At 74.2% G+C, this 24,717-nt stretch carries 22 protein-coding genes and 1 pseudogene; 15 read left to right on the top strand and 8 right to left on the bottom strand.

Annotated elements, in window-relative coordinates; all coding sequences use genetic code 11:
• The first annotated feature begins 176 nt into the window (after nt 1-176).
• Both IH09_RS02860 and IH09_RS02855 read left to right on the top strand, forming a co-directional pair.
• A complete protein-coding gene (locus IH09_RS02860) occupies nt 177-782 on the top strand; it encodes an Rv1733c family protein (protein WP_190233191.1) in 606 nt (201 codons plus the stop codon).
• A gap of 156 nt (nt 783-938) precedes the next feature.
• Entirely contained in the window at nt 939-3,395 is a 2,457-nt protein-coding gene (locus IH09_RS02855; protein WP_052853648.1) for a right-handed parallel beta-helix repeat-containing protein, read from the top strand.
• Here IH09_RS02855 and IH09_RS02850 read toward each other — a convergent pair.
• Nucleotides 3,365-5,761 carry a hypothetical protein gene (locus IH09_RS02850; protein WP_052853647.1) on the bottom strand — a complete coding sequence of 799 codons (2,397 nt, stop codon included), beginning with the start codon at nt 5,759-5,761 and terminating at the stop codon, nt 3,365-3,367. The genes IH09_RS02855 and IH09_RS02850 overlap by 31 nt on opposite strands.
• Before the next feature lie 239 nt (nt 5,762-6,000).
• Between IH09_RS02850 and IH09_RS02845 the strand changes: the two genes are divergently transcribed.
• Nucleotides 6,001-6,846, top strand: coding sequence for a DeoR family transcriptional regulator (locus IH09_RS02845; RefSeq protein WP_052853646.1), 846 nt, complete (start codon nt 6,001-6,003; stop codon nt 6,844-6,846).
• Nucleotides 6,847-6,963: 117 nt separating this feature from the next.
• Here the strand turns inward: IH09_RS02845 and IH09_RS02840 are convergent, their stop codons facing one another.
• Nucleotides 6,964-8,121 (bottom strand): pyridoxal-phosphate dependent enzyme, encoded by a 1,158-nt coding sequence (locus tag IH09_RS02840; protein ID WP_052853645.1) that lies wholly within the window; start codon nt 8,119-8,121, stop codon nt 6,964-6,966.
• Between the two features lie 245 nt (nt 8,122-8,366).
• Here IH09_RS02840 and IH09_RS02835 point away from each other — a divergent pair, with 245 nt between their 5' ends.
• Both IH09_RS02835 and IH09_RS02830 read left to right on the top strand, forming a co-directional pair.
• Complete coding sequence (locus IH09_RS02835; RefSeq protein WP_052853644.1) at nt 8,367-8,654, top strand: hypothetical protein; 288 nt, start codon at nt 8,367-8,369, stop codon at nt 8,652-8,654.
• A 175-nt stretch (nt 8,655-8,829) separates the two neighbouring features.
• Nucleotides 8,830-9,333, top strand: a complete 504-nt coding sequence (locus IH09_RS02830) for an ATP-binding protein (RefSeq protein WP_052853643.1) — start codon at nt 8,830-8,832, stop codon at nt 9,331-9,333.
• A gap of 56 nt (nt 9,334-9,389) precedes the next feature.
• Here the strand turns inward: IH09_RS02830 and IH09_RS02825 are convergent, their stop codons facing one another.
• Together IH09_RS02825 and IH09_RS02820 are read right to left on the bottom strand one after the other, a co-directional pair.
• Complete coding sequence (locus tag IH09_RS02825) at nt 9,390-9,743, bottom strand: SHOCT domain-containing protein (RefSeq protein ID WP_052853642.1); 354 nt, start codon at nt 9,741-9,743, stop codon at nt 9,390-9,392.
• A gap of 154 nt (nt 9,744-9,897) precedes the next feature.
• Nucleotides 9,898-11,241, bottom strand: coding sequence for an acyltransferase family protein (locus IH09_RS02820; protein WP_318279371.1), 1,344 nt, complete (start codon nt 11,239-11,241; stop codon nt 9,898-9,900).
• A 222-nt stretch (nt 11,242-11,463) separates the two neighbouring features.
• Between IH09_RS02820 and IH09_RS02815 the strand changes: the two genes are divergently transcribed.
• From IH09_RS02815 to IH09_RS02795, 5 genes are all read left to right on the top strand, one after another.
• A complete protein-coding gene (locus IH09_RS02815; protein WP_052853640.1) occupies nt 11,464-11,754 on the top strand; it encodes a hypothetical protein in 291 nt (96 codons plus the stop codon).
• A complete protein-coding gene (locus IH09_RS02810) occupies nt 11,751-11,996 on the top strand; it encodes a type II toxin-antitoxin system RelE family toxin (protein WP_094794733.1) in 246 nt (81 codons plus the stop codon). The genes IH09_RS02815 and IH09_RS02810 overlap by 4 nt, the downstream gene beginning before the upstream one ends.
• Before the next feature lie 243 nt (nt 11,997-12,239).
• The gene (locus tag IH09_RS02805) at nt 12,240-12,842 is read left to right on the top strand and encodes a TetR/AcrR family transcriptional regulator (protein WP_052853639.1); all 603 of its coding nucleotides are present in this window, start codon (nt 12,240-12,242) and stop codon (nt 12,840-12,842) included.
• A gap of 144 nt (nt 12,843-12,986) precedes the next feature.
• Nucleotides 12,987-13,571, top strand: a complete 585-nt coding sequence (locus IH09_RS02800) for a DUF4865 family protein (RefSeq protein ID WP_052853638.1) — start codon at nt 12,987-12,989, stop codon at nt 13,569-13,571.
• Complete coding sequence (locus tag IH09_RS02795) at nt 13,568-14,545, top strand: phosphotriesterase family protein (RefSeq protein WP_052853637.1); 978 nt, start codon at nt 13,568-13,570, stop codon at nt 14,543-14,545. Before IH09_RS02800 ends, IH09_RS02795 begins: the two co-directional genes overlap by 4 nt.
• A 43-nt stretch (nt 14,546-14,588) precedes the next feature.
• Here IH09_RS02795 and IH09_RS02790 read toward each other — a convergent pair whose 3' ends face one another.
• Together IH09_RS02790 and IH09_RS02785 are read right to left on the bottom strand one after the other, a co-directional pair.
• On the bottom strand, nt 14,589-14,972 hold the full coding sequence (locus IH09_RS02790) for a PPOX class F420-dependent oxidoreductase (RefSeq protein ID WP_052853636.1): 384 nt from the start codon (nt 14,970-14,972) through the stop codon (nt 14,589-14,591).
• A gap of 205 nt (nt 14,973-15,177) precedes the next feature.
• Nucleotides 15,178-16,398, bottom strand: coding sequence for an ROK family protein (locus tag IH09_RS02785; protein ID WP_052853635.1), 1,221 nt, complete (start codon nt 16,396-16,398; stop codon nt 15,178-15,180).
• A gap of 17 nt (nt 16,399-16,415) precedes the next feature.
• On the opposite strand from IH09_RS02785, the gene IH09_RS02780 reads away from it, so the two are divergent.
• The 3 genes from IH09_RS02780 to IH09_RS02770 all read left to right on the top strand — a co-directional run bounded on the left by IH09_RS02780 (nt 16,416) and on the right by IH09_RS02770 (nt 19,747).
• A complete protein-coding gene (locus IH09_RS02780) occupies nt 16,416-17,672 on the top strand; it encodes an MFS transporter (protein WP_052853634.1) in 1,257 nt (418 codons plus the stop codon).
• A gap of 168 nt (nt 17,673-17,840) precedes the next feature.
• Nucleotides 17,841-18,605, top strand: a complete 765-nt coding sequence (locus tag IH09_RS02775; protein WP_052853633.1) for a maleylpyruvate isomerase family mycothiol-dependent enzyme — start codon at nt 17,841-17,843, stop codon at nt 18,603-18,605.
• Between the two features lie 602 nt (nt 18,606-19,207).
• Complete coding sequence (locus tag IH09_RS02770; protein WP_052853803.1) at nt 19,208-19,747, top strand: GNAT family N-acetyltransferase; 540 nt, start codon at nt 19,208-19,210, stop codon at nt 19,745-19,747.
• Between the two features lie 22 nt (nt 19,748-19,769).
• On the opposite strand, the pseudogene IH09_RS39580 reads toward IH09_RS02770, so the two are convergent.
• Nucleotides 19,770-20,367, bottom strand: a pseudogene (locus IH09_RS39580) (IS630 family transposase); the annotation flags it as partial.
• A 308-nt stretch (nt 20,368-20,675) separates the two neighbouring features.
• Here IH09_RS39580 and IH09_RS02765 point away from each other — a divergent pair.
• The gene (locus IH09_RS02765; protein ID WP_110952021.1) at nt 20,676-21,584 is read left to right on the top strand and encodes a putative protein N(5)-glutamine methyltransferase; all 909 of its coding nucleotides are present in this window, start codon (nt 20,676-20,678) and stop codon (nt 21,582-21,584) included.
• A 338-nt stretch (nt 21,585-21,922) separates the two neighbouring features.
• Here IH09_RS02765 and IH09_RS02760 read toward each other — a convergent pair whose 3' ends face one another.
• The gene (locus IH09_RS02760) at nt 21,923-23,128 is read right to left on the bottom strand and encodes a geranylgeranyl reductase family protein (RefSeq protein WP_052853632.1); all 1,206 of its coding nucleotides are present in this window, start codon (nt 23,126-23,128) and stop codon (nt 21,923-21,925) included.
• A 180-nt stretch (nt 23,129-23,308) separates the two neighbouring features.
• On the opposite strand from IH09_RS02760, the gene IH09_RS02755 reads away from it, so the two are divergent.
• Complete coding sequence (locus IH09_RS02755) at nt 23,309-24,670, top strand: dipeptidase (protein WP_052853631.1); 1,362 nt, start codon at nt 23,309-23,311, stop codon at nt 24,668-24,670.
• The last annotated feature ends 47 nt before the right edge of the window (nt 24,671-24,717 follow it).

Here is a 24,717-nt window from a genome sequence, read left to right as displayed (position 1 = left end):
CCCGCCTTCCTCTCAACGGAGTTGCCACCCGGGTGAGGCAGGAAGGACACAGTACGGGCACCCGCCGCCGCCCCCGCGCACGACGTGACGTTGCTCTCTCTTTACGTAACTCCCCCACGGGTTCCACCCGATGAGGTAGGTACGGAACCGGAGAAGGAGGTGCGGCGGTGCGGGCGATGACCGGGCTGGTGACGGGGCTGTGGCGCTGGCGGCGCAATCCGCTGTGGCGCCGGACCGACCGGATCGAGGCGTGGCTGGCGCTGGCCGCCGTCCTCCTGATGGTGCTGGGGACGCCCGCCGCGGGCTGGTACGCCGGCCGGGCCGCGTACGGCACGCTGCTGGAGGGCGTACGGATCCAGCGCGAAACGCGGCACCCGGTGTGGGCCACGGTCGAGCGGCCGGCCTCCCGGACCCCGCTCGGCCCGGATCCGGAGACCCCGTCGTCGCACGCGGGGCAGCCGCGGGTGGTCGCCAGCTGGACGGCGCGGGACGGCAGCGCGCACACGGGGCGGATCGCCGCGCCGCGTGCGCTGCGGCCCGGTGAACGGTTCCGGATCTGGGCCGACGGCCGGGGGCTGGTGCTGCCGCCGCCGATGGACGACGGCACCGCCGCCACCCACGCGGCGCTGGCGGGGCTGGGCGCCGCGGCGGCCGCCGGATGCCTGATCGGGGGCGGCCGGCGGCTGGCCGTGCGGCGGCTGACGGTGCGTCGTCACCGCCGCTGGGACCTCGCGTGGGAGCGCGCGGGCCAGGACTGGGGGCGGGCCGGGGCGGGCAGCTGACCGTCCGGCTGACCATGTCAACTCCCGCCCGCCGGGCGCGCTACGGTGGTGCAGCCAGCCTCCTGGCTGGGGCCCCGCAGAGCCGGCCGCGGACATCCGCGGACGTACGGCTGCCGGGCCGGCAACAGCCGTACGAGGTGGGGACACGACAGCGCCATGGCACAGGGCTCGGTCCAGGTGACGCACTCCGGAACGTCGCGTTGGCGGCGCCGTACGGGGGAGTACAGCTCGCTCGCCGCCGCGCTGGAGGCCGCAGGGGACGGTGATGTGCTGACCGTCCCGGCGGGCACCTACCGCGAGAATCTGGTGCTGGTGCGCGCGGTGACGCTGCGCGGGGCGGACGGGGCGCGCGGTTCGGTGCGGATCGCGCCGGCCGACGGTGTCGCGCTGACGATCCGGGCCTCGGCCACCGTCCACGATCTGCATCTGGAGGCGACGGATTCGGCCTCGCCCGCGCTGCTGGTGGAGGACGGCGCCCCGGAGCTGTCCGATCTGCGGGTGGTGACCCGGTCCGCGTCCGGTATCGAGGTGCGCGGCGGCGCCCGGCCGACGGTGCGCCGCTGCACGGTCGACAACCCGGGCGGGGTGGGCATCAGCATCCTGGACGGCGCCGGCGGGATCTTCGAGGGCTGCGAGGTGCTGGCCGCCGGGCAGTCCGGGGTGGCGGTGCGCGGCGGGGCCCGGCCGCGGCTGGAGAACTGCCGGATCCACCACGCCTCCGGCGCCGGTCTGTCGCTGACCGGCGAGGGCACCGCGGTCGAGGCGGTGGGCTGCGAGCTGTACGAGATCAAGGGCGCGGGGGTGCAGGTGGCGGCGCGGGCCACGGGCCAGCTCACCGACTGCACGGTGCACCGCACCGCGGCCGACGGCATCACGCTGGACACCGACGCGGTGCTCACCCTTGCCGACTGCGCCATCCACGACATCCCGGAGAACGCGATCGACCTGCGCTCCCGGTCGGTGCTGACGCTGACCCGCAGTACGGTGCGGCACTTCGGCCGCAACGGCCTGTCCGTATGGGATCCGGGCACCCGGGTGGACGCCAACCGGTGCGAGATCCACGACAGTACGGGCGACTATCCGGCGGTGTGGGTGAGCGACGGCGCGACCGCGGTGCTGGACGCGACGCGGGTGCACGACGTGCCGGACGCGCTGTTCGTCCTGGACCGGGGCTCGCGCGCCGATGTGGTGGACTGCGATCTCTCCCAGGTCCGCAACACCGCGGTGTCGGTGAGCGACGGCGCGACCGTGCAGCTGGACGACTGCCGCATCCGGGAGGCCGCGACCGGTGCATGGTTCCGCGACCACGGCAGCGGCGGCACGCTCGCCAACTGCACCATCGACGGCGCGCAGACCGGCGTGATCGTCACCAAGGGCGCCGACCCCACCATCGAGGGCTGCACGGTCAGTTCACCGGCCGAGGCCGGGTTCTACGTCTCCGCGGAGGGCCGCGGCACCTTCCACGGCTGCCGGGTCACCGGCAGTTCGGGGTTCGGCTTCCATGTGATCGACGGATGCCGGACGACGCTGACGCGGTGCCGTACGGAGCGGTGCGCGCGTGGCGGCTACGAGTTCGCGGACGGCGGCTTCGCGGCGGGCGACGGCGGCGGGCCGCTGGTCCAGGACTGCACCAGCGACGAGAGCCGGGCCACGCAGACGCCGGCCACCGGGGCGATAGCGGCGCCCACGGCAGGGCAGGTGACGCGGACGGCCGGGCTGCTGGGCGGCGTCCCCGCGCCGGGCGCGGTCCCGGAGCGGAGCGCGCCGCCGCCCGCCGCGGGCGCCGCCGAGCCGGCCGCCGCCCGGCCCTCCGAGGAGGTGCTGGGCGAACTGGACACCCTGGTCGGGCTGGACAGCGTCAAGCGTGAGGTACGCAGCCTGATCAACATGATCGAGGTGGGGCGCCGGCGCCAGGAGGCGGGCCTGAAGGCCGCCTCGGTCCGCCGCCATCTGGTCTTCACCGGCTCCCCCGGTACCGGCAAGACGACCGTCGCCCGGCTGTACGGCGAGATCCTGGCCGCGCTGGGGGTGCTGGAGAGCGGGCATCTGGTCGAGGTGTCGCGGGTGGACCTGGTGGGCGAGCACATCGGGTCGACGGCGATCCGCACCCAGGAGGCGTTCGACCGGGCGCGTGGCGGAGTGCTCTTCGTCGACGAGGCGTACGCCCTCTCCCCGGAGGACTCCGGGCGGGACTTCGGGCGGGAGGCCATCGACACGCTGGTGAAGCTGATGGAGGACCACCGGGACGCGGTGGTGGTGATCGTGGCGGGCTACACCGTCGAGATGGCGCGCTTCCTGGCGGTCAATCCGGGTGTGGCCTCCCGCTTCTCACGGACCATCACGTTCGGCGACTACGCGCCCGAGGAGCTGCTGCGGATCGTCGAGCAGCAGGGCGAGGAGCATGAGTACCGCCTCGCCGAGGGGACCGGGGAGGCGCTGCTGACGTACTTCACGGCGCTCCCCAAGGGCCCCACGTTCGGCAACGGCCGTACCGCCCGGCAGACGTTCGAGGCGATGGTCGAGCGGCACGCGGGCCGGATCGCGCAGGTCGCCGACCCGAGCACCGACGACCTGACGCTGCTCTACGCCGGGGATCTGCCCGAGCCGCCCTGAGCGGGCACGGGCCTCGGGTGGCGGTCGGCCGGACCGAGCCGGGCGATCAGTTCGGCCCGTACCTTGTCGAAGACCGGGTCGGCCTGGTAGTCGCCGTGGCCCAGGATCTGGGCGGGCAGCGGGTGGTACAGGGTGCGGCCGAAGGCGAGCGGGTCGCGCAGCGGGCCGCAGTCGATCCGCCGGCCGTCCTCGCAGACGAGCCGGATCGGGCCGCCGATGGGGTCGGTGAGGCGCCACAGATTGCGCCAGTCGTCCATCTGACGGTGCAGTCCGGCGAGCGCGGGCGGGCCGAAGTAGGCGGGGAACCAGCGTCCGTAGAGGCGTTCCAGCGGGCAGCCGTAGGTGAGCAGCGCGACCCGGCTGCGGGTCACCGGGTCCAGCTGCCAGACGGCGGCCGCCGCCAGCACGCTGCCCTGGGAGTGCCCGGAGAGCACCAGGCGGCCGTCGAACCGCTCGGTCCAGGTGGCCATCCGCCAGGTGAGGTCGGGGACGGCCCGTTCGGCGTAGCAGGGGGGCGCGAAGGGGTGGGCGGCGCGCGGCCAGAAGGTGCCGACGTCCCAGAGGATGCCGATGGTGCGGCGCGCGGAGAGGTCGCGGTAGGCGCGCCGGCCCGTGGCGACGAGCAGCAGCACGCCGGCGCCCATCAGCCAGGAGCCGAGTGCCTCGGCGGTGGCCGCGGCGGCGTGCACGACGGGCGCCGCGTGGTCGGTGGCGCGGCCGGGCGCATGGCCGGTGAGCCAGGCACCGGCCACCGCGCCGGCGCCCAGGACGAGGGTGACGACGGCGGTGGCGGCGACCAGGACGGGGGCCGCGTCGGTCAGGCCGGCACGGGCGATGACCGTGGCGATCCGCTTCGTTCGCCAGGCGTCGGGGCGTTCCTTGGGGTCGTAGAGCCCGGGGATGTCCTTGGCGATCCGGTCACGGACGACGGTCGCCCGGACCGCGGCGAGCGCCGCGACGACGGCGACCACGACCAGCAGGGCGGGGATGACCGACGCCTGCCAGGACAGCAGGACCGGCGGGCCCGCCATGGGGGCGTACGCCTGGCCGGGGGTCGCACCGCGGTCCAGCCAGTCCGCGAACCGCTCGGCCACTCCCCCGGTCAGCACCCCGCCGAGGGCGCAGGACAGCAGCGCGACCGCCGGTCCGGCCATCCCGCGCAGGGCGGTGCGCGCCGTGCTGTGGGCGGCGCGCTGGAGGAACCCGGCGGTGACGGCCAGCGCGAGGACCACGGCCCCCTGGAGGACGGCGATACCGCCGAAGGTCCCGGCGCCGGGCAGCGGGCCCGCGCTGTCGGCTCCGGGGCGCGCCCAGGCGGTGTGCACGGCGGTGAGGGCCAGCACGGCGAGGGCGGCGTACGGCAGCGCCCGCACGATCAGGAGGTCGGATTCGTCGTCCCGGGCGGCCTCGCTGCGGGCGGTGCGCCAGACGATCACCAGGGTGGTGGCGGCCAGCAGGACGACCAGGGCGGTGAGGCCCTGGCCGGTGAAGGCGAGGGCGGTGCCCGCGCCACCGTGCCGGTCGGTCCGCGCGGTGGCGACGAGCAGGGCGGCGGCGATGGTCAGGACGCCGGCCGCGGTGTGGGCGGCGCGCAGCCGGCCGACGAGCCGGCGGCCGTACCAGAAGCCGTCCAGGCCGAGCGCGGTGCGTTCGTCGGCGGGGAGGTCGCGGGTGGCGCCGGGGCGGCGCGGTGGCGGTGAGGCGGATTCGTAGGCGCTCCAGGTGCGGTGCGAGAGCCACCAGAGCAGGCCGACGAGCAGCAGCGGCACCGCGGAGGCGAGCACGAGGCGGCGGCCGGGGGCGCTCCACCAGCCGCCGTGGGCGGGACTGAGGAAGCCCAGCCAGGACTTCCCGGCGACGCAGTACGCGGAGCCGGCGCACTGCCAGGCCGTCAGATCGAGGGCGACCTCGCAGGCCGCGGCGGTCAGCAGGACGGTGAGGGTGAGCGCGAGGATGCGCACCAGGACGTCGTAGATCCGCTGGGCCTTGTGGTCGGGCGGGGCGGCGGGGCGCATCCAGTGGGCGAGGTTGGCGACCATGAAGGGGAGCAGGATCAGCCACAGGGCGCGGGCGCCGTTGCCCGAGGTGAGGTTGGACCAGCAGTACGCCTCGCGGACCGGTTCGCCGTGGTAGTCGTCGGGCCGCTGTTCGGCGTCCACGTCCGCGGTGCGGCGGTAGCAGGCCGCGGTGGCGTCGCCGGTGATCAGCTGGACGCGCGGGTCACCGAGCATCTGCTGTGCGGTGGTGCCCCCGACGCCGTGCACCAGCAGCTCCAGGGCGAGCCGCGGTCCGGCGGCCTGGGGCCCGGGCGGCGTGCCGTCCCGGTCCGTCGGGCGGGCGTGCGGTGTGGTGTCCGCGGTCTCCACTGGTGTGTCCCCCGTTGTCGTGCGGCGCCGTGCGGCGACGGGCCGTCAGATTCTCTCCTGCCCGCAGGCGGACATCCATCCACCCCCCCGCCGGTGAAATTCTTGTCGCGTTCACGCCATCAATTCGGGTCGCGTCGCGCTGTCGGTGGCTCGTGCGAGGATGAGGGCACCAGTGATCGCGGGCGCAAGCCGGCACGGACGACCCGGGCTCGCGGACCGGGCGGAAGGGACGGGCCGGGGTGAGCGACAGCCACAACCTCCTCGCGGAGCAGCGGCGGGCCCTGATCCTCGATGAGGTCAGACGGCGCGGCGGGGTGCGGGTCAATGAGCTGACCCGCAGGCTCAGCGTGTCGGACATGACGGTCCGTCGCGATCTGGACGCGCTGGCCCGCCAGGGCATGCTGGAGAAGGTGCACGGCGGCGCGGTGCCGGTGAGCGAACCGAGCGCACACGAGCCCGGTTTCGAGGCGAAGTCGGGGCTGGAGCTGAGCGCGAAGGAGGACATCGCCAGGGCCGCGGCCCGGATGGCGTCGCCGGGCAGCGCCATCGCGCTGGCGGGCGGCACGACGGCGTTCGCGCTGGCGCAGCAGCTGCTGGAGGTGCCGGAGCTGACGGTGGTGACGAATTCGGTGCGGGTGGCCGATGTGTTCTACGGCGCCCAGCGGGCCGAGGCGAGCGGCGGCGCGGAGCCGCGCCCGGGGGCCCCGACAGTGGTGCTGACGGGCGGGGTGCGCACCCCGTCGGACACCCTGGTGGGCCCGGTGGCGGACGCGGCGATCCGGTCGCTCCACTTCGATGTGCTCTTCCTCGGGGTGCACGGCATATCGGTGGAGGCGGGACTGTCGACACCGAATCTCGCCGAGGCGGAGACCAACCGGCATTTCGTGCGGTCCGCGCGGCGGGTGGTGGTGGTCGCCGACCACACCAAGTGGGGCACGGTGGGCCTGAGTTCGTTCGCCTCGCTGGACGAGGTGGATGTGCTGGTGACGGACGCGGGGCTGTCCGCCGGGGCGCGCGCGGAGATCTCGGAGCTGCCGCCGGAGCTGCTGGTGGCGGGCGAGCCGGCGGACGACACGGACTGCTGACGGACCGCCGGCCGGGGCCCGGCGGCACCGGCCACCGGGTCCGGACGGCATGCCCCGCAGGGGCAGCACCGGACCGCCGGAGCGCGCGGGCCCACCGGGGCAGGCGGGCGCGGCCGGTCAGTCCGACCAGGTGCCGGTGGTCAGGAAGGTCTCGATGGTGCGCGCATAGGGCGCGATGTCCAGCCCCTGGGCGGCCAGCCAGTCGTCGGAGTAATACTTGTCGAGGTAGCGGTCGCCGGGGTCGCAGAGCAGGGTGACGACGGAGCCCGTACGGCCCTCGGCGCGCATCTCCGCGACGATCTTCAGGGCGCTCCACAGCCCGGTGCCGGTCGAGCCGCCCGCCTTGCGGCCGATCGCCGTCTCCAGGGCGCGGACGGCGGCGACACTGGCCGCGTCCGGGACCCGCATCATCCGGTCGATCGCGGCGGGCAGGAAGCTCGGTTCCATCCGGGGCCGCCCGATGCCCTCGATACGCGAGGCCGTGGCGCAGTCGGTCCCGGGGTCGCCGGTGAGCCAGCCGGGGAAGAAACAGGAGTTCTCCGGGTCGGGGACGCAGACGCGGGTGTCGTACTGCATGTAGTGGACGTACCGGGCGATGGTCGCCGAGGTGCCGCCGGTGCCCGCGGTGGCCACGATCCAGGCGGGTTCGGGGTGCCGCTCCAGCCGCAGCTGGTGGTAGATCGACTCGGCGATGTTGTTGTTGCCGCGCCAGTCCGTCGCCCGTTCGGCATAGGTGAACTGGTCCATGTAGTGCCCGCCGGACTCGGCGGCGAGCCGGGCCGACACCTCGTAGACGGTCCGCGGGTCCTGGACGAGATGGCAGGTGCCGCCGTGGAACTCGATCAGCCGGGTCTTCTCCCGGCTGGTGGTGGCCGGCATCACCGCGATGAACGGGACGCCGACCAGCTTGGCGAAGTACGCCTCGGAGACGGCGGTGGAGCCACTGGACGACTCGATGACCGGCTTGCCGGGGCGGATCCAGCCGTTGCACAGCCCGTAGAGGAAGAGCGAGCGGGCCAGCCGGTGCTTGAGGCTGCCGGTGGGATGTGTCGACTCGTCCTTGAGGTAGAGGTCGACACCCCACTCCTCGGGCAGCGGGAAGCGCAGCAGGTGGGTGTCGGCGGTGCGGTTGGCGTCCGCCTGGACCTTGCGGACGGCTTCTTTGAGCCAGCTCCGGTAGTCCGGATCCGTGCGGTCGACGTCGATGGTGGGGATCGGGGCGCCGGCCGCGCCGTCCCGGTCCGGCCGGCTCTGCGACTGTTCTGCGGTGCTCACCGACGCGCTCCTCAAGTGGTTCCGGGGCCCGCGCGGAACACCGGGCCGATTCCGACTATAACCACCCACCGCACGCTTCTCACCTGCATAAACATCACTTTGAGGAGCCCCAAGGAGGCCCTGGAGCAGGGGTGTTGCACGGGCTGCGGGCCCCGGGGCACTGGTGCGCCGGGTGGCACCCGGGCAGACTTTCCCCCACGGGCCGGCGGCGGACGCCCGCCCGCTTCACCCAGGAGGTGGCGGCCATGGCGGAGCCGGAGTTCAACATGACCGGCGTACGGATCGAACGGTGGCTGAGGTCCCTGACCCGCGCCGGGCAGGTGGTCATCCGCGACGGCAGGCTGGCGCTGCTGACCAGCTACGGCACGGAGATCGACAGCGCCCCGATCCAGACCGTGCAGGCCCACAAACCGCTGTTCGCGGCGCGGGACCGGGCGCTCGCCACCCTCAACGGCCACCGCTACTCCCTCACTCTCGACACTCCGGAGCTCTTCCTGAAGGCGGTGCGGTCGGCGCGTCCGCCACATGCCTGAGGCCCCACCGCGGCCGAGGTGTGCGGTTGCGGGAGCGCACCGCCTGCCGGACCCTGGACACGTATCACTGAGGGTTCACCAGCGGTGACGTTGTGGCGCAGTCGGCATCGCTGGATCCGATCTTCGTCCCTGCCGTGTACGTGGGGGCGCCCGACCTCATCAGGGAGTCGCGGTCGTGATCAGGCAGCCCAGCAGGCACTGCTCGGTGGAGCTCCAGGCCCTTCCGGCCCGCATCGGACATGTGCGCAGAATCGTCTCCGCACAACTGCGGTACTGGCGTCTCGACGCCTTGATCGATCCGGCCTCACTCGGGGTGACCGAGCTGCTCGCCAATGTCCACCGGCACGCCCGCCCCAGTAAGCAGTGCACGGTCGAACTGTACGTACTGCTCGACCAGTTGACGGTCTCGGTGCACGATCTCGATCCGCGGCTGCCGCGGATCCGGGCCGCCGACACCTGGGAGACCAGCGGGCGCGGTCTGTCCCTGGTCGCGGCGCTCAGCGAGAGCTGGGGGGTGCGCCCGGACGGTTGCGGCAAGGTCGTCTGGTTCACCCTCCCGACCCTCGGCCCCGCGCGCGAAGAGGTCCGCCCGGTGCCCGCGTGCTGGGACACCATGCCGCTGGAGGCCCGTACGGCCGCCGGTCCGCGCGCCCGGGAACGGGGCACGAAGGTCGGCTGAGCGCCACCGCGCGGCTGCGCGCACGAGCGGGGGCCGTACGGGCGAACCGGCTGCGCTCACGCCTTGCCGCCCCCCTTCCCCGGCCACACGGGACCGGCGGGCCCCGGCGGACCGGCCGGCCCGGCGCCGAAGCGCTCCTCCAGGACGGCCAGCCGGCGCCGGTACTCCTCCTCGTCGATCTCACCGGCGGCGAAGCGACGGCCGAGTTCGGCGATCGGCGAGTTCGCGTCGGCGCCGTGCCACGGGCCGCCGAACGGCCGGCCGGGCCCGCCGTGCCGCCACGCCGCGCGGCGCGCCAGGATCACGAGGAGGCCCACCAGGCACAGGATGACCAGCGCCCAGAAGACGGGGACGAAGAGGATCCAGGGGCCGGGACCGCCACCGGACCAGTAGTGCGCCAACACGAACATGGGACTCAGCTCCTCGCCGGTACGAGTGCCTGTGCTGTCACTACCCAGCCTGCTCCTCCGAGGGCCGCCGTACCGCCCGGCCAGGGACCGGGCGAGTACCGCAGATGTCCGGGCGGGGCCGGACGAGCCCGGCCCCGCGCCGGTCCGGCGGACGTCAGCCGGACGGCACCGGCCGGTTTCCGCCATCGCTTCCGGCGCCGTTTCCGACACCGCTCGCGCACGGCTGCGGGCCCGGTCCCGTGGTCCGCCCGGCGAGCGCGGGTAGTTGCGGCCGGGGGCCGCGCGGTGCGTCCCGGTCCGGCGCCGTGGTGGCCGCCGGCCGCTGCCGCGGGCTCATCCCGCGCGTCAGATGGCGCCGCAGCACGCGGCCGAGAGGGCCGTCGACGGTGCGGTGGATGACGGCCGAGAGCAGCAGGGAGAAGGCGAGGGCCACCGCCATCGACGGCAGGACGCCGAGCGCGGGCACCTTCTGGAGCAGCCCCTTGGCGACGGGTATGCCGATGCTCTGGTGCACCAGGTAGAACGGGTAGGTGAGCGCACCGGCGGTCACGAGCCAACGCCACCGCAGCCGGGCGAGCGGGCCGGATCCGGCGAGCGCGAGGACGACGAGGAAGAAGGTCAGCACCGCGGCGCAGACGGCCCAGGAGAGCGCGCCCCCGTCAGCGGGCCGCACGGTGTGGCCTGCCACCCGGTCGTTGAGCACCGTGAGTTCGTAGCACCAGGCGATGCCGGCCAGCAGCCACAGCACGAGGTTCTGGCCGAACCGGTGCATCAGGTAGAGCGCGATTCCGGTGATGAAGAGGCCCGCGTACTGGCTGATGAAGATCTCGTCGAGTACGGCCGAGTGGAGTTCACGGCTGACGATCGCGAGGGTCAGCCAGGTCCCGCAGAAGGCGATCATGCGGCGATAGGTCAGCCCGAAGAAGAGCATGACCGCCATCAGCAGGTAGAAGCGGGCCTCCACCCACAGCGTCCAGGCGACCCCGTCGATCAGGTCCAGCCCCAGCGGCCCCGGGACCATCGTCAGGTTCCCCAGGACCGTCCGGAGGTCGATCGGTGTGGCGGCCTGGAGATGGGCGAGCCGCGCGGTCAGGACCAGGGCTATGACCAGCAGCACGGCGCACCAGTACGCCGGGAACAGCCGGGAGACGCGGGAGACGACGAACTGCACGGGGGACCGTCCCCAGCAGCTCATGCAGATGACGAACCCGCTGATCATGAAGAAGAACTCCACGCCCAGCCAGCCGTAGCGGCTGATCTCGTGCAGCGCCGGAGCGAACTGCTTCGGGTCGTGGCTGCCCCAGAAGTGCGGGGTCGTCGTGCCCACGTAGTGGTAGGCGGCCACCGCGAGGGCGGCCACGAGGCGCAGTCCGTCGATGGCGGCCAGCCGCGTCCCCGCAGCCGGCCCGCCTGGTGTCCGCGCACCTCTCCGGCCCGCCGGAACCTCGCCGAGACAGGGTTCCTGCCGGATGGCAGGCGTCGAACCGCTTTTGGGCACGCTGGGTCCTCCAGAGCAGGTGGCGAGGGCCGCCGAGCACGGACCCGCTGACTATAACCAGCATGTATACACGCAACGAATAGAGGGGTGGTGCGCCGGACTTGCCCGCCGGCCCGGCCGGTACCGCGGGACGGGCGCCCGACACCCCGGAACCGGTTGTCCACACGGCCACCCGCCGCGCGGGCACGCGCGTACCGTGGCCGTAGCCGAGGGAGGTACCGCATGAGCGACGTCGCAGCCGTGACGTGGACGACTTACGTCGGCGGCCGGCCGGTCGAGGTCCCGGCGACCATAGAGGGCATCCGCGCCACCCTCGACGAGGCCGATACCGAGGCGTACGACGCCGATGTCCTGCGGACTCCGGCCCAGGACCTGCACCGCGTGCTCGCCCGCTGGGCACTGCCCGCCGAGGCCGAGGACGAGGACGACACGGTCGTCGCCCGGCTGCGGGCCGGCGACTTCTCCGGTTGCGTCCCCCAGGACGGGGACGAGCGCCGCACGGGGGTGGCGTGAGCCGCTACCGCATCCAGTACGCGGACCAGGCCGCGGCGTCCTGGAAGGCGATGACCCCGGACACCGGCACCGCGTTCGAGCGGGCCATGGGCAAGACCCTGGGCCTCGACCCGTACGGCCACGGCTCCACCCAGCTCCAGGACGACCGCGACTACCGCGAGGCGACCGTGGCCGGGGCGTTCGTCGTCTACTACGTCAGTTCGGCGGTGCTGGTCGTCACCGCGGTCCGCATCGTCCACTGACCACGCGATCGCTCGCCATGTGGGCACGCCGCGCGAGCACCGACCGCGCGGAAGGCGGGCCCGAGTTCGGCGTCCTCGCCGGACGGGGGCCCGTCTCGTCGTTCGGGCGCGCGGCGGCGCTTGGGGCGGACCGCGCGCCGGGGCGGTCCTGGCACGGTCACTCGGAGAGCGCCCCGGACCCACCACGCCGCGCGCATCGCCCCCTCCGCTGATTCTGTAACTACTGGTATGTACAGTGGCCCCATGAACACTCGGGAACGGCTGGTGGAGAGCGCCCAGGAACTCCTGTGGGAGCGTGGCTACGTCGGCACCAGCCCCAAGGCGATCCTGGAGCGCGCGGGCGTCGGCCAGGGCAGCATGTACCACCACTTCGCGGGCAAGTCCGCGCTCGCGCTGGCGGCGATCCGGCGCACCGCGGAGGGCATGCGGGAGTCCGCGGAGGAGTGCCTGTCCGGACCGGGGACGGCGTACGACCGGGTCGCGGCCTATCTGCTGCGGGAGCGGCGGGTGCTGCGCGGCTGCCCGATCGGCCGGATGGCGCAGGACCGCGATGTGGTGCACAGCGCGGAGCTGCGGCAGCCGCTGGACGAGATGTTCGGCTGGCTCCGGGGCCGGATCGCGGAGGTGCTCGCCGAGGGACAGCGGCGGGGTGAACTGGCCGCCGCCCTGGATCCGGCGGCCACCGCCGCGGCTGTCGCGGCCGTCGTCCAGGGCGGCTATGTGCTGGCCCGCGCGGCCGACGATCCGGCACCGTTCGACGCCGCGGTACACGGCGTGCTCGCCCTGCTCGCCGCCCAGGTCACACCGGCCCCGGCCAGCACACCGGGCACACCCGCCGCCGGCTGACCGCCGCCCCGCCTCGGCTCCCCCGGCCGGCCGTCCGAGCGCGACGCCACACCGCCCGCACAAGTGGTCCGCACCTCGGCCGGGCGCGCGCCCCGCGCCGACAGCACCACACTCCTCCCCCTCCTCCACCACCCGGAGCCGACCATGCACGCCATGCAGTACGCGATCACCCTGCCCGCCGACTACGACATGCGGATCATCCGGGACCGGGTCCGGTCCAAAGGGCATCTCCTGGACGACTTCGAGGGGCTCGGCCTCAAGGCGTACGGAATCCGCGAGCGCGGGACCGACGGGTCGGCCGTCAACCAGTACGCGCCGTTCTATCTCTGGGCCGATCCGCGGGCCATGAACCGCTTCCTGACCGGGGACGGCTTCCGCGGGGTGATCCGCGACTTCGGACGGCCGCCCGTCCAGCACTGGCAGGGGCTCTTCCACCGCCCGGGGCCGGCCGCCGGCACCCTCCCGCGGGCCTTCTCCCGCCGGACCGAAACCGTCCCCGAGAGCGCCGATCCGGCGGCCGTCATCGCGCACGCGCTGGCCGGGCACGAGGAGCTGGCCGCCACGGACGGCGTGCACACGACCGCACTGGCCCTCGACCCCCGGCACTGGGAACTGGTCCACTTCACCCTCTGGGCGGACGCCGTCCCCGAGTCCGCGGGCGACCGCTATCAGGTGCTGCATCTGTCCGGGCCGGGCACCGGCCGGCTGGGCACGGGGCGGCAGTGGTGAGCCCGGCCCCCACGGGGCGGCCCGCCGCACCGGCCGCCCCCGACGCCGCCCGCACCGTCCGCACCGTTCTGGGGGATATCGCCCCCGGCGACCTCGGCGTCTGCGATGCGCACGACCATCTGTTCCTGCGCAGCCCCCTGCTGCCGGGCCAGGAGCTGGACGACCCCGCCCCGGCCGCCGCCGAACTGCGTGCGTTCCGGGCCGCGGGCGGCGCGGCGGTGATCCAGTGGACGCCGTACGGGATGGGGCGCCGCGCCGCCGAACTGCCGCGGCTGGCACGGGAGTCGGGCGTACGGATCGTCGCGGCGACCGGGCTGCACCAGGCCGCGCACTACGCTCCCGAGATCCTGGAGCGGCTGCCCGCGGATCCGGCCGGGCTGTTCGTCGCCGAGCTGACCGAGGGGATCGGCGGCACCGGCCCCCGGGCCGGGATGATCAAGGTCGCCGGGGGGTTCCACGGACTGGACGGGCACGCCCGGCGCACCCTGGCCGCGGCCGCCGAGGCGCAGCGCGCCACCGGGGCCGTCATCGGCGTCCACCTGGAGCTGGGCACCGGTGTGCCGGACGTCCTCGACATGCTCTGCGGCGACCTGGAGGTGCCGCCCAACCGGGTGATCCTGGGCCATCTCAACCGCTCGCCGGACCTCACCGCGCACCGGCTGGCCGCCGAGGCCGGTGCGTACCTGGCCTTCGACGGCCCCTCGCGCGCGCACCACGCGACCGACTGGCGGCTGCCCGAGGCCCTGGCCGCGCTCGCCGACGCGGGGTACGGCGACCGGATCCTGCTCGGCGGGGACACCACGACGGCCGGTGCCCGGTCGGTGAACGGCGGCCCGGGGATGCCGTATCTGCTGCGCGGTCACCGGACGCGGCTCGTCCGCACCCTGGGCCAGGAGTTGGTGACGCGGTTCCTGACGGCCAATCCGGCCCGCGCCTTCGCCGCCGACTGGGGGCCGCGGGCGGCCGGTACCTGAGGGAGCGTCGGGGCGCGGCACCGCCCGCGGGGTGGCGGCTCCGCTACAGGGTGACGGCGATCCCCACATGCGGGCGCCGGCCCCGGCGCAGCAGCGCGCCCCCGGTGTCCAGCAGCCGGAACCGCAGCCCGTACTTGCCGGCCAGCGCCCTGCGTACGCGGTCGAGTTCGGCGCCGCCCGCCAGCAGCCGGGCGGTGCCCTCGGCGGTCGGCGCCCCTTCGGCGATCGTGCCGCGCACATCGCACGGGGTGACCGTCACCCGCGTGTCGTTGCGCAGCCGCTTGACCTTCCCGCTGTCGTCCCGCGTCCACACCAGGAGTTCCGCCCCGACGGCCACCGCCCATACGGGGGTGGCCACCGGGGTGCCGTCCCTGCGGTGCGTGACAAGGCTGACGTAGGGGCTGCGGGCGATCTCTTCGGGAATCATGAGGCGCAGCCTAGATCCGGTCCACCGCGGCCCGGCGCCCCCGCGTCAGGGCCTGTCGTCACCTTCCCGTCGTCGCCGGTAGGGCGGCCCGACGGCGTCCGGTGCGCGCTCCCGAGTCCTTGTACTGGAGTACTGGGGCTTTCGCCCGGTGCGGCGAGAGCGCGTGCCGGGCGTCGCTGGGCGGACGGGAAGGTGACGACAGGCCCTAGTAGTCCAGGACCACCAAGGGATCGTCCAGGACCGGCTGCCAGGCCAGTTCCGCCGCGCCGACCAGGCTGTTGTGGTCGAGACTGCACGGCAGGATCGGCACTCCGCCGCTGCGGCCCCACAGGCTGCGGTCGGCGACCACCGCCCGCAGCCGTTCGGGGTCGGTCTCCAGGAGGGTGCGGTGGAGTCCGCCGAGGATGATGCGGTCGGGGTTGAGGATGTTGACGAGCCCGGCGATGCCCAGCCCGAGCCGGTCGATGAGGAGGTCGGCAGCGGCGCGTACGGCCGGGTCGGCGTACTCGTACCGGAGCAGGTCGGCGGCCTGCTGCAGCAACGAGCCCTCGGGGCCCGGTGCGCGGCCGGCCGCGCCCAGGAAGGCGAGCGGGTCCGCCTCGACGTCCAGGCAGCCGCGGCCGCCGCAGTGGCAGGGTGCGCCGTCGGGCTTGACGGTCAGATGGCCGACCTCCAGGGCCAGGCCCGAACTGCCGCTGTGCAGACGGCCGTCGAGCACCAGCGCCCCGCCGACACCGCGGTGGCCGGAGGCGACACAGAGCAGGTCGCGGGCGCCCTGGCCGGCGCCGTGCCGGTGTTCGGCCAGCGCCATCAGGTTGACGTCGTTTCCCGTGAAACCGATCGCGTCGGTGACGCCGGGGATGCCGGCGTCGGCGAGGGAGCGCAGGAAGAGCGCGCGCACCGGGGCGCCCGAAGGCCAGGCCAGATGCAGCGGGTTGAGGGCCTCGCCGTCCGGTTCCGCGACGGCGGACGGCACCGCGAGGCCCGCACCGAGGCAGCGCAGACGGGTCTCGCGCAGCAGGCCGGAGCCGGCCGCGACGGCGTCGGCGAGGACATGTGCGGGGTCCTCGGAGATGGTGCCGCAGCCGGTCGCGGTCGCCGCGATACGGCCGCCGAGGCCGACCAGGGCGACGCGGTAGCCATCGGCGTGGATCTGCACGGCGAGCACCACGGGGCCGCTCTCGTCGATGAACAGCCGGTGGGAGGGGCGTCCTTGGGAGCCGGCGGAGGCGGTCGGCCGGGAGTCGACGGTGATCAGGCCGAGGGCTTCGAGCTCGGCGGCCACCGCGCCCGCGGTCGCGCGGGTCACGCCGAGTTCGGAGGTCAGGACCGCGCGGGTGGGCGCGCGTCCGGTGTGTACGAGCTCCAGTGCGGGTCCGAGGGCGCCGCGGCCCCGCTCCAGCCTGGTTGTCCGAGTCTGGGTCACGCCTCTATTCTGGCTTTGTGCCGACGCTAAACAAAATACGGACGGCCCTTACCGCGACCCTCTCGGGGATCCGGCCCCAGGATTCCACCGACCCGCGGCTGGTCCGGCTCCGCATCGCCCTCACCGCGTTCTTCGCCCTGGACGGCTTCGTCTTCGCCGGCTGGGTCGTCCGCATCCCCGCGATCAAGGCGCAGACCGGCGCCGGGGCGGGCACGCTGGGGCTCGCGCTGCTCGGCGTCTCGGCCGGTGCGGTCGCCTTCATGACGCTCACCGGAAGGCTCTGCCGCCGGTTCGGCAGCCATCCGGTGACGGTCGTCTCCGCCGTCGCCCTCTCCCTGAGCATCGTGCTGCCGCCACTCACCCGTTCGGCGACCGCGCTGGGCCTGGTCCTGATGGTCTTCGGCGCCGCCTACGGTTCGCTCAACGTCGCCATGAACAGCGCCGCCGTCGATCTGATCGGCGAGCTGCGGCGCCCGGTGATGCCGAGTTTCCATGCCGCTTTCAGCCTCGGCGGGATGCTCGGCGCGGGGCTCGGCGGGCTGCTCGCCGGCGGCCTGTCCCCCACCGTCCATCTGCTGCTGCTCGCCGCGGCCGGCCTGCTGGTGACGGCCGTCGCGGGCCGGGCGCTGCGGACACGTCCGGCGACCCCGGGGCGGCGGTCCGTGCCCGGGGGCCGCACCCCGACGGCGCGCAGCGGGCCACGGGCGGGCCACCCGCGCCGTATCGTCCTCGTCTTCGGGCTGATCGCGCTGTGCACCGCGTACGGCGAGGGGGCGATGGCCGACTGGGGCGCCCTGCATCTCTCGCAGGACCTGGGCGCGGGTCCCGGTGTGGCCGCGGCCGGTTACACGGTGTTCGCGCTGGCGATGACCGCCGGACGCCTGTCGGGGACGGCCGTGGTGCAGCGGTTCGGAGCGGCCCGCACCCTGGTCGCGGGCGGTACGACGGCCGCCGCCGGGATGCTGCTGGGCGCGCTGGCGCCCACGGCGTGGGCGGTCTGTCTGGGCTTCGCGGTCGCCGGTCTGGGGCTGGCCAACATCTTTCCCCTCGCCATCGCGCGGGCCGGTGAGTCCGGCGGCTCGGGCGGTGTCGCCGCGGCCTCCACGGTCGGCTACGGCGGCATGCTGCTCGGCCCGCCCGCCATCGGCTTCCTCGCCGAGGCGTACGGTCTGCCCGGCGCGCTGACGACGGTCGCCCTGCTCGCCGCCGTCGCGGCCCTCATCGCCCACGTGACCCGCGGGGCGCACCGCACCGAGGGGGCTGAACCCCGGTAGCCGGCGCAGCTGTTGCGGCCGGGCGTGCGTACGGCCGTACGTCCGCCCCCTGGCCGGGCCGCGGACGGCGCCGGGACCCACTCGCGGCCGACTGAGGGGGACCCCGCGGCCACGGCCCTCCGAAGCCCCGCCGGTCCATTGTCAGTGGCGGCTGGCACACTCGACGGCATGGACATCACTGAGCACCTCGAAAGACTGCGGCTGGACGGGACGTTGCTCGCCGATGCCGCGGACGCGGCCGGTCCCGACGCCCGGGTTCCGGCCTGTCCGGAGTGGCAGGTGCGGGACCTGGTCTCCCATATCGGGCGGGTGCACCACGGAGCGGCGCAGTTCCTGACGGACCGCGCCGAACGGCCCGGCAGATTCCCCGAAGCGCCGGAGCTGGCCGACAGCGAGCTGATCCCCTGGCTGCGGGAGGGCCACCGCCTCCTCGTGGCGACGCTGACGGCGGCCCCGCCGGATCTGACGGTCTGGACGTTCCTGCCCGCCCCGTCCCCGCTGGCCTTCTGGGCACGACGACAGGCGCACGAGACGGCGGTGCACCGCGTGGACGCCCAGCAGGCCGCCGGTATGGCGCTGTCCCCCCTGCCGGCCGCGTTCGCCGCCGACGGCATCGACGAACTCCTGGCGGGCTTCCACTCCTTGGACCGCAGCTCCGTCCGGACGGACGTGCCCCGGACCCTGCGGGTACGCGCGACGGACGTGGCCGACGCGGACTGGACGGTGCACCTCTCCACCGAACCGCCGCGCACGGTGCGTACCGCCGGCACGGCGGAGAGCGGCGCGGCACCCCAAGAGCCTGCGGACAGCACGGTCGAGGGCCCGGCCGAGGAGCTGTACCTCGCGCTGTGGAACCGCCTGCCGTGGGACGGTCTGACGGTCACCGGCGATCCGGCACCGGTCCGGCTGTGGCAGGAGAAGGCCGGCATCTGATCCCCCGGAAGCGGCGAACACCCGGTGCCGGGGCCTCCGGTCCCGGCACCCGGTCCGGATGCTCGCCGCCACGGGACCGCCGGCCGGCCACCGATCGGCGGCAGTGCGCAATCCCCTTACGGCTACGGGCTGTTGACGGCCCGGTTCACGAATACGTCCACCGCCCTCACAGCCACCGCCGGCCGGCCTCCCCGGGCATCCGACCGGCATACGCCTCGGCGGTCAGCGGGCTGACGACCAGCCGGCGAGCGATCTCCTCGTCGCAGAGGCCAATGCCGAGGAAGCCGAGGACAGGGCATGCGCATGCCCGCCGAGCGGGACGCGGTCCGGCTGGAACCTCGCCGCGAAACGGGACCCGGCCATCACGAAGACCGTCAGCGCGAGCGTCGACGGCCAGGGCAGGCGGGCCCGGCTCCGCGCTTCCCCGCTGGTGCTGTGACCGCAAGGGTTCGCCGGGCCGGTGGGTGCTTCGTCAGCCTGGGAGCGAGCTGTGCATGTGCCTCTTGCGTGGTAGTGCCGCCCTGAAGGAAATGTTGCGTGGTGGAGCCGCCCTGAAGGAAATGGGATTGCCTCGGGCGCACGGGTCGCGTTGGCTGGGCGGCATGGCTGAACTGCGTACCGACCGCCTCACCCTCCGCCGATGGCGTGACTCCGACCTTGAACCCTGGGCGGCGATGAATGCCGATCCCGAGGTTCGGGAGCACTTGGGCGCTCTGCTCACCCGCGAGCAGAGCGATGGTTCCGTGGCGCTGTTCCAGGCCGAGTTCGATCAACGAGGCTACGGATGGTGGGCAGTTGAGGTGCGGGCCACGGGTGAGTTCATCGGCTTCGCGGGCTTGGACCAGGTGGATGACGGCATGCCGTTCACCGGAGTGGAGATCGGCTGGCGGCTCGCCCGCTCGGCCTGGGGGCACGGCTACGCCACCGAGGCCGCGCTGAGCGTCCTGTCCCACGGCTTCGACACTCTTGATTTTCCCGAGATCCTTGCTGTGACAACGGCCACCAACCTCCGCTCACAGGCGGTGATGCGCCGGATCGGTATGACGCGGGACCCGGCCGACGACTTCGACGACCCCACCGTGCCTGAAGGGCCGCTGCGTCCGAACGTGCTGTACCGCATCACCCGTAGCGCGAGAATCTGACGTTCTTCGCTGCGGCGCCTGGTCAGGCTGCGGTCGCGAGTGGGCGTCCGCACCGGCGACTGGCCTTCTCGCTGCGGATGCGGGCGCGTTCTTTGCATGGGGCGGCGAGCACGTCGGGGTGCCGGGCGTTGGCGTTGCGCCGGTGCGGGTAGCGGTGCCAGAAGCGGGTCCGCGCTGGGTCCCACGGCTGCCACTCTGACGCCGTGGGTGCGGCGGTAGGTCGTCGGCAGCCGGTTGGGCCTGCCCTGTCCGGCCTGGTAGGAGCCCGCGGTGGGGCGGATCCCGAGGAACCCGAACTCGCCGAAGGCGAAAACCCGGTCCACGAAATGCTCCAGGACATTTCGATGCGGTCGTGCCCGGTATCGCATTCGGGGCCGGGCGATTCCTTCCGTGTCTTGGTGTGCTGGAAGGTGATGCCGCGGCGCGGGAGCAGGCACCGTAGGGCTTCTCGGCCGATGCGGATGACCGCGTTCGTGGACGCGGCGCAGGCAGGCGGCGAGTTCGCGGATCGACCGGCGGGTGAAGAGCTGGCCGAGCTTGGTGGGGCGGGTGGTGGCCGTCTGGCTGACGAAGTCCTCGTCGTCCGTGCCGAGACGGTGCCGCGCCCTCGGCGGCGCTCCGTTCTCCCTGCCCGTGACGCTGACCGCACCGGACCCGCGCGACGTCCGCCCACCGCGGTGACCGGCCGTACGCCCACGGGAGCAGCCGCCGGCCCGGCGACGGCCGTGGCGGGTGGCACGGCGTGGAGTCCGGGGCGCGACACGGTCGGCGTGCTGAGGTACTGTTTCCGCCTCCAGCAGTGGACATACCGAGGAGGTGAGACCCATTACCGCTGTATCAGGTCGGGTGCTCCCTCCCTCTCACGGCCGTGCGGTCCCTCTGGCGTAGGTGACCGCGGGAGCACCCTCAGGTATCCCGGAGGGCTCCCATGTCAGCGTCATCCACCCCGTCACGTCCGTCGTCCCCGTCCCCGCTCACCCCGTCCGCCGTCGTCACCAGGCTCCGGGCCGTCGGCTGTGTCTTCGCCGAGGACGAGGCGGAGTTGCTCGTCACCACCGCACGCACGCCCGCCGAGCTCGCCGCCATGGTGGACCGGCGGGCCGGCGGCCTGCCCCTGGAACACGTCCTGGGCTGGGCGGAGTTCTGCGAGCTGCGGATAGCCGTGGACCCCGGGGTCTTCGTCCCCCGCCGCCGCACCGAGTTCCTGGTCCGCCGGGCCGCGGCCCTCGCCCGGCCCGGCGCGGTGGTCGTCGATCTGTGCTGCGGTTCGGGCGCGGTGGGCGCCGCGCTGGCCGCGGTGCTGGACGGGATCGAGCTGTACGCGGCCGATATCGACCCCGCCGCGGTGCGGTGCGCCCGCCGGAACATCGCCGCCGTGGGTGGCCGGGCGTACGCGGGCGATCTCTTCGAGCCGCTGCCCGCCACGCTGCGGGGCCGGGTCGGCGTCCTGGCAGCGAATGTGCCCTATGTCCCCACCGGCGCGGTCGGGCTGCTGCCCCCGGAGGCCCGCGACCACGAGCCGCTGGTGGCGCTGGACGGCGGCGCGGACGGGCTCGCCGTGATGCGGCGGGTGGCCGCCGAGGCGCCGCGCTGGCTCGCACCCGGCGGCCATCTGCTGGTCGAGACGAGCGAGCGCCAGGCGCCGCCGGCCGCCGACGCCTTCGCCCGCAACGGGCTGGTTCCCCGGATCGCCCACAGCGAGGACCACGACGCCACCGTCGTCATCGGCACCGCCCCGGGCGGGGTACGTACGGCACCCGGCGGCGGCATGCGAGTCGAGGGGGACGGCCACGGAGGCGAAGGCGGCCACAGAGGCGAACGGCCCATCCGCCACTGAGACGCGGCGATCGGCGGGCGGCCGGTCCGCGGATTCCGTCGGCCCGCCGGTCGCGTACGCGGTGCGGCCGCCCGCCGACCGGCGGGCGGCCGACCCGAGCGGCAGGCTCCACGGCGGTACGGGGACGTGGCAGCCGTAACGGTCGGGGGCAGCCGGCGCCTCGCCCCCACCCGCACGCCTGGCACATCCACGACGATGCGCCGGTCACGGGCAGCGGCGAACGGCGCCCCGGCCCCCAAGATCCGCCCGCACCGACCCACCGCCCCCGGAGCGGAAACGTCCGTCCGTGGCCACCGCCCGCACACCCGGGGCACCGGCCTCACGACCGGTCGATGGCCTCAAGGCCGGTCGATGGCCTCCAGCGCGCGCCGCGCCATCGGGTGGGTGCGGACCAGCTCGCCCAGCGTCGTCGTACCGCGGGTGATCTTCGCGAAGGCGTGCCAGGCCGGGCGGAAGCCCGTGACCGCGGCGTGCATCATGCCGGGGCGCCGGGAGAAGGCGGCGAGCATCCGCCGCCCCACGCTCATCTCCACACCGAGCCCCGCCTTGATCGCGAAGGCGTAGTTCAGGGCCTGCCGGCGGGCGTCCACGGCGTCGTGTGCCTCACTGACGCGTACCGCCCACTCCCCCGCGAGCCGCCCGGACCGCAGCGCGAAGGAGATGCCCTCCCGGGTCCACGGCTCCAGCAGCCCGGCCGCGTCACCGCAGACCAGCACCCGGCCGCGGGAGAGCGGCGAGTCGTCGGCGCGGCAGCGCGTCAGATGCCCGGACGAGATGCTCGGCTCGAAGCCCGCGAGCCCCAGCCGCCCTATGAAGTCCTCCAGATAGCGCTTGGTCGCCGCGCCCTCGCCGCGCGCGGAGATCACGCCGACGGTGAGGGTGTCCCCTTTGGGGAAGACCCAGCCGTAGCTGCCGGGGATCGGGCCCCAGTCGATGAGCGCCCGGCCCGCCCAGTCCTCGGCGACCGTCGCGGGCACCGGAATCTCCGCCTCCAGGCCGAGGTCGACCTGGTCGACCTTGACGCCGACATGCGCGCCTATCCGGCCCGCGCTGCCGTCCGCGCCGACCACGGCCCGCGCCAGCACCACCTCGCCGTCGCCGAGCACCACCGCGACGGTCCGCCGGTCCGGGACCGCGGCGCCGTGCTGCTCGACCCGGGCGACGGTGACGCCCGTGCGGACCGTCGCGCCCGCGTCCTTGGCCGACTCGACCAGCCCCGCGTCGAACTCGGGGCGGTTGACCAGCCCGAAGAGCATGTTCTTGGAGCGGCGGGTGCGGGTCAGCCGGCCGTTCAGCGAGAACGTCACCGCGTGCACCCGGTCGCGCAGCGGCAGCTCGAAGCCGGGTGGCAGGGAGTCGCGCGAGGGGCCGATGATGCCGCCGCCGCAGGTCTTGTACCGCGGCAGGGCGGCCTTCTCCAGGAGCAGCACCCGGCGTCCCGTACAGGCCGCGGCGTGCGCGGCCGAGGCGCCCGCCGGTCCCGCGCCCACCACCACGACGTCCCACACCTGCTGGTTGTCCTCGGCTGCCTGCTCGCTGCTCACCTGTGCTGCTGCTCCCGTTCGATGCCTGGCTGGGCGTACCGCCCGCATCCTACGGGCCGCACTCGCGCGGATGGCCTGTGGGAAGATCGGGGGCACTCTTGCCCGTGTGTGCGGCCCGTCCGGCGGCATCCCGCCGGGCGTTCCGTACGTACTCAACGCCGCGCCCACAAGGAGCGTTCCATGTCTGACAGCCCGCTCGCGCACACCGTCGCCGCGCTCCAGCCCCGCGCCCGGACCGAGCTGGCCGAGCTGGTGGCCTTCAAGTCGGTCGCCGACCCGGCCCAGTTCCCCCGGAGCGAATGCGATGCGGCGGCCGACTGGGTCGCCGGCGCGCTGCGCGCGGAGGGCTTCCAGGACGTCGCCCTGCTGGACACGCCGGACGGCACCCGGTCGGTCTACGGTTTCCTGCCCGGTCCGGCCGGTGCCCCGACGGTGCTGCTCTACGCGCACTACGACGTGCAGCCCCCGCTGGACGAGGCCGCGTGGGTCTCCCCGCCGTTCGAGCTGACCGAGCGGGACGGCCGCTGGTACGGGCGCGGTGCCGCCGACTGCAAGGGCGGCCTGATCATGCATCTGACGGCGCTGCGCGCGCTCAAGGAGAACGGCGGCGTCCCGGTCGGCGTCAAGGTGATCGTGGAGGGTTCGGAGGAGCAGGGCACCGGCGGCCTGGAGCGGTACGCCGAGGCGCACCCCGAGCTGCTGGCTGCCGATGCGATCGTCATCGGTGACACCGGCAACTTCCGGGTCGGGCTGCCGACGGTGACCGCGACGCTGCGCGGGATGACGCTGGTGCGGGTGCAGGTCGACGCGCTGGAGAGCAATCTGCACTCCGGCCAGTTCGGCGGCGCGGCGCCGGACGCGCTGGCCGCGCTGATCCGGATCCTGGACTCGCTGCGCGCCGAGGACGGTTCGACGACCGTGCGCGGGCTGGCCGCGGACGCGAGCTGGGAAGGGCTCCAGTACGCGGAGGCGGAGTTCCGCAAGGATGCCAAGGTGCTGGACGGAGTCGGGCTGATCGGCAGCGGTACGGTCGCGGACCGGCTCTGGGCGCGCCCGGCGGTCACCGTCCTCGGCATCGACTGCCCGCCGGTCATCGGCGCCACCCCGTCCGTCCAGGCGGGCGCGCGGGCGCTGGTGAGCCTTCGGGTGCCGCCGGGCACCGACGCCGCGGAGGCAACGAAGCTGCTCGTCGCGCATCTGGAGGGCGCCGCTCCGTGGGGCGTGCGGGTCGCGGTCGAGCAGATCGGCCAGGGGCAGCCGTTCCGTGCGGACACCGGGAGCCCGGCGTACGCGTCGATGGCGTCGGCGATGCGCGAGGCGTACGACGGCGAGGAGATGCAGACGTCCGGTATGGGCGGCTCGATCCCGCTGTGCAACACCCTCGCCGGGCTGTACCCGGACGCGGAGATCCTGCTGATCGGGCTGAGCGAGCCCGAGGCGCAGATCCACGCGGTGAACGAGAGCGTCTCGCCGCAGGAGCTGGCGCGGCTCTCGCTCGCCGAGGCGCTGTTCCTCCAGCGGTACGCGGCGAGCCGGGGCTGACGCACCGGGCCGCGCGCCCGGGGGCGCCGCGCACGGACCGCCGGTCG

This window comes from Streptomyces celluloflavus (assembly GCA_000720995.1).
Taxonomy (GTDB): Bacteria; Actinomycetota; Actinomycetes; order Streptomycetales; family Streptomycetaceae; genus Streptomyces; species Streptomyces celluloflavus.
Note: the sequence above shows the minus strand (reverse complement) of the source record. Positions and strands in the feature narration are given on the sequence as shown.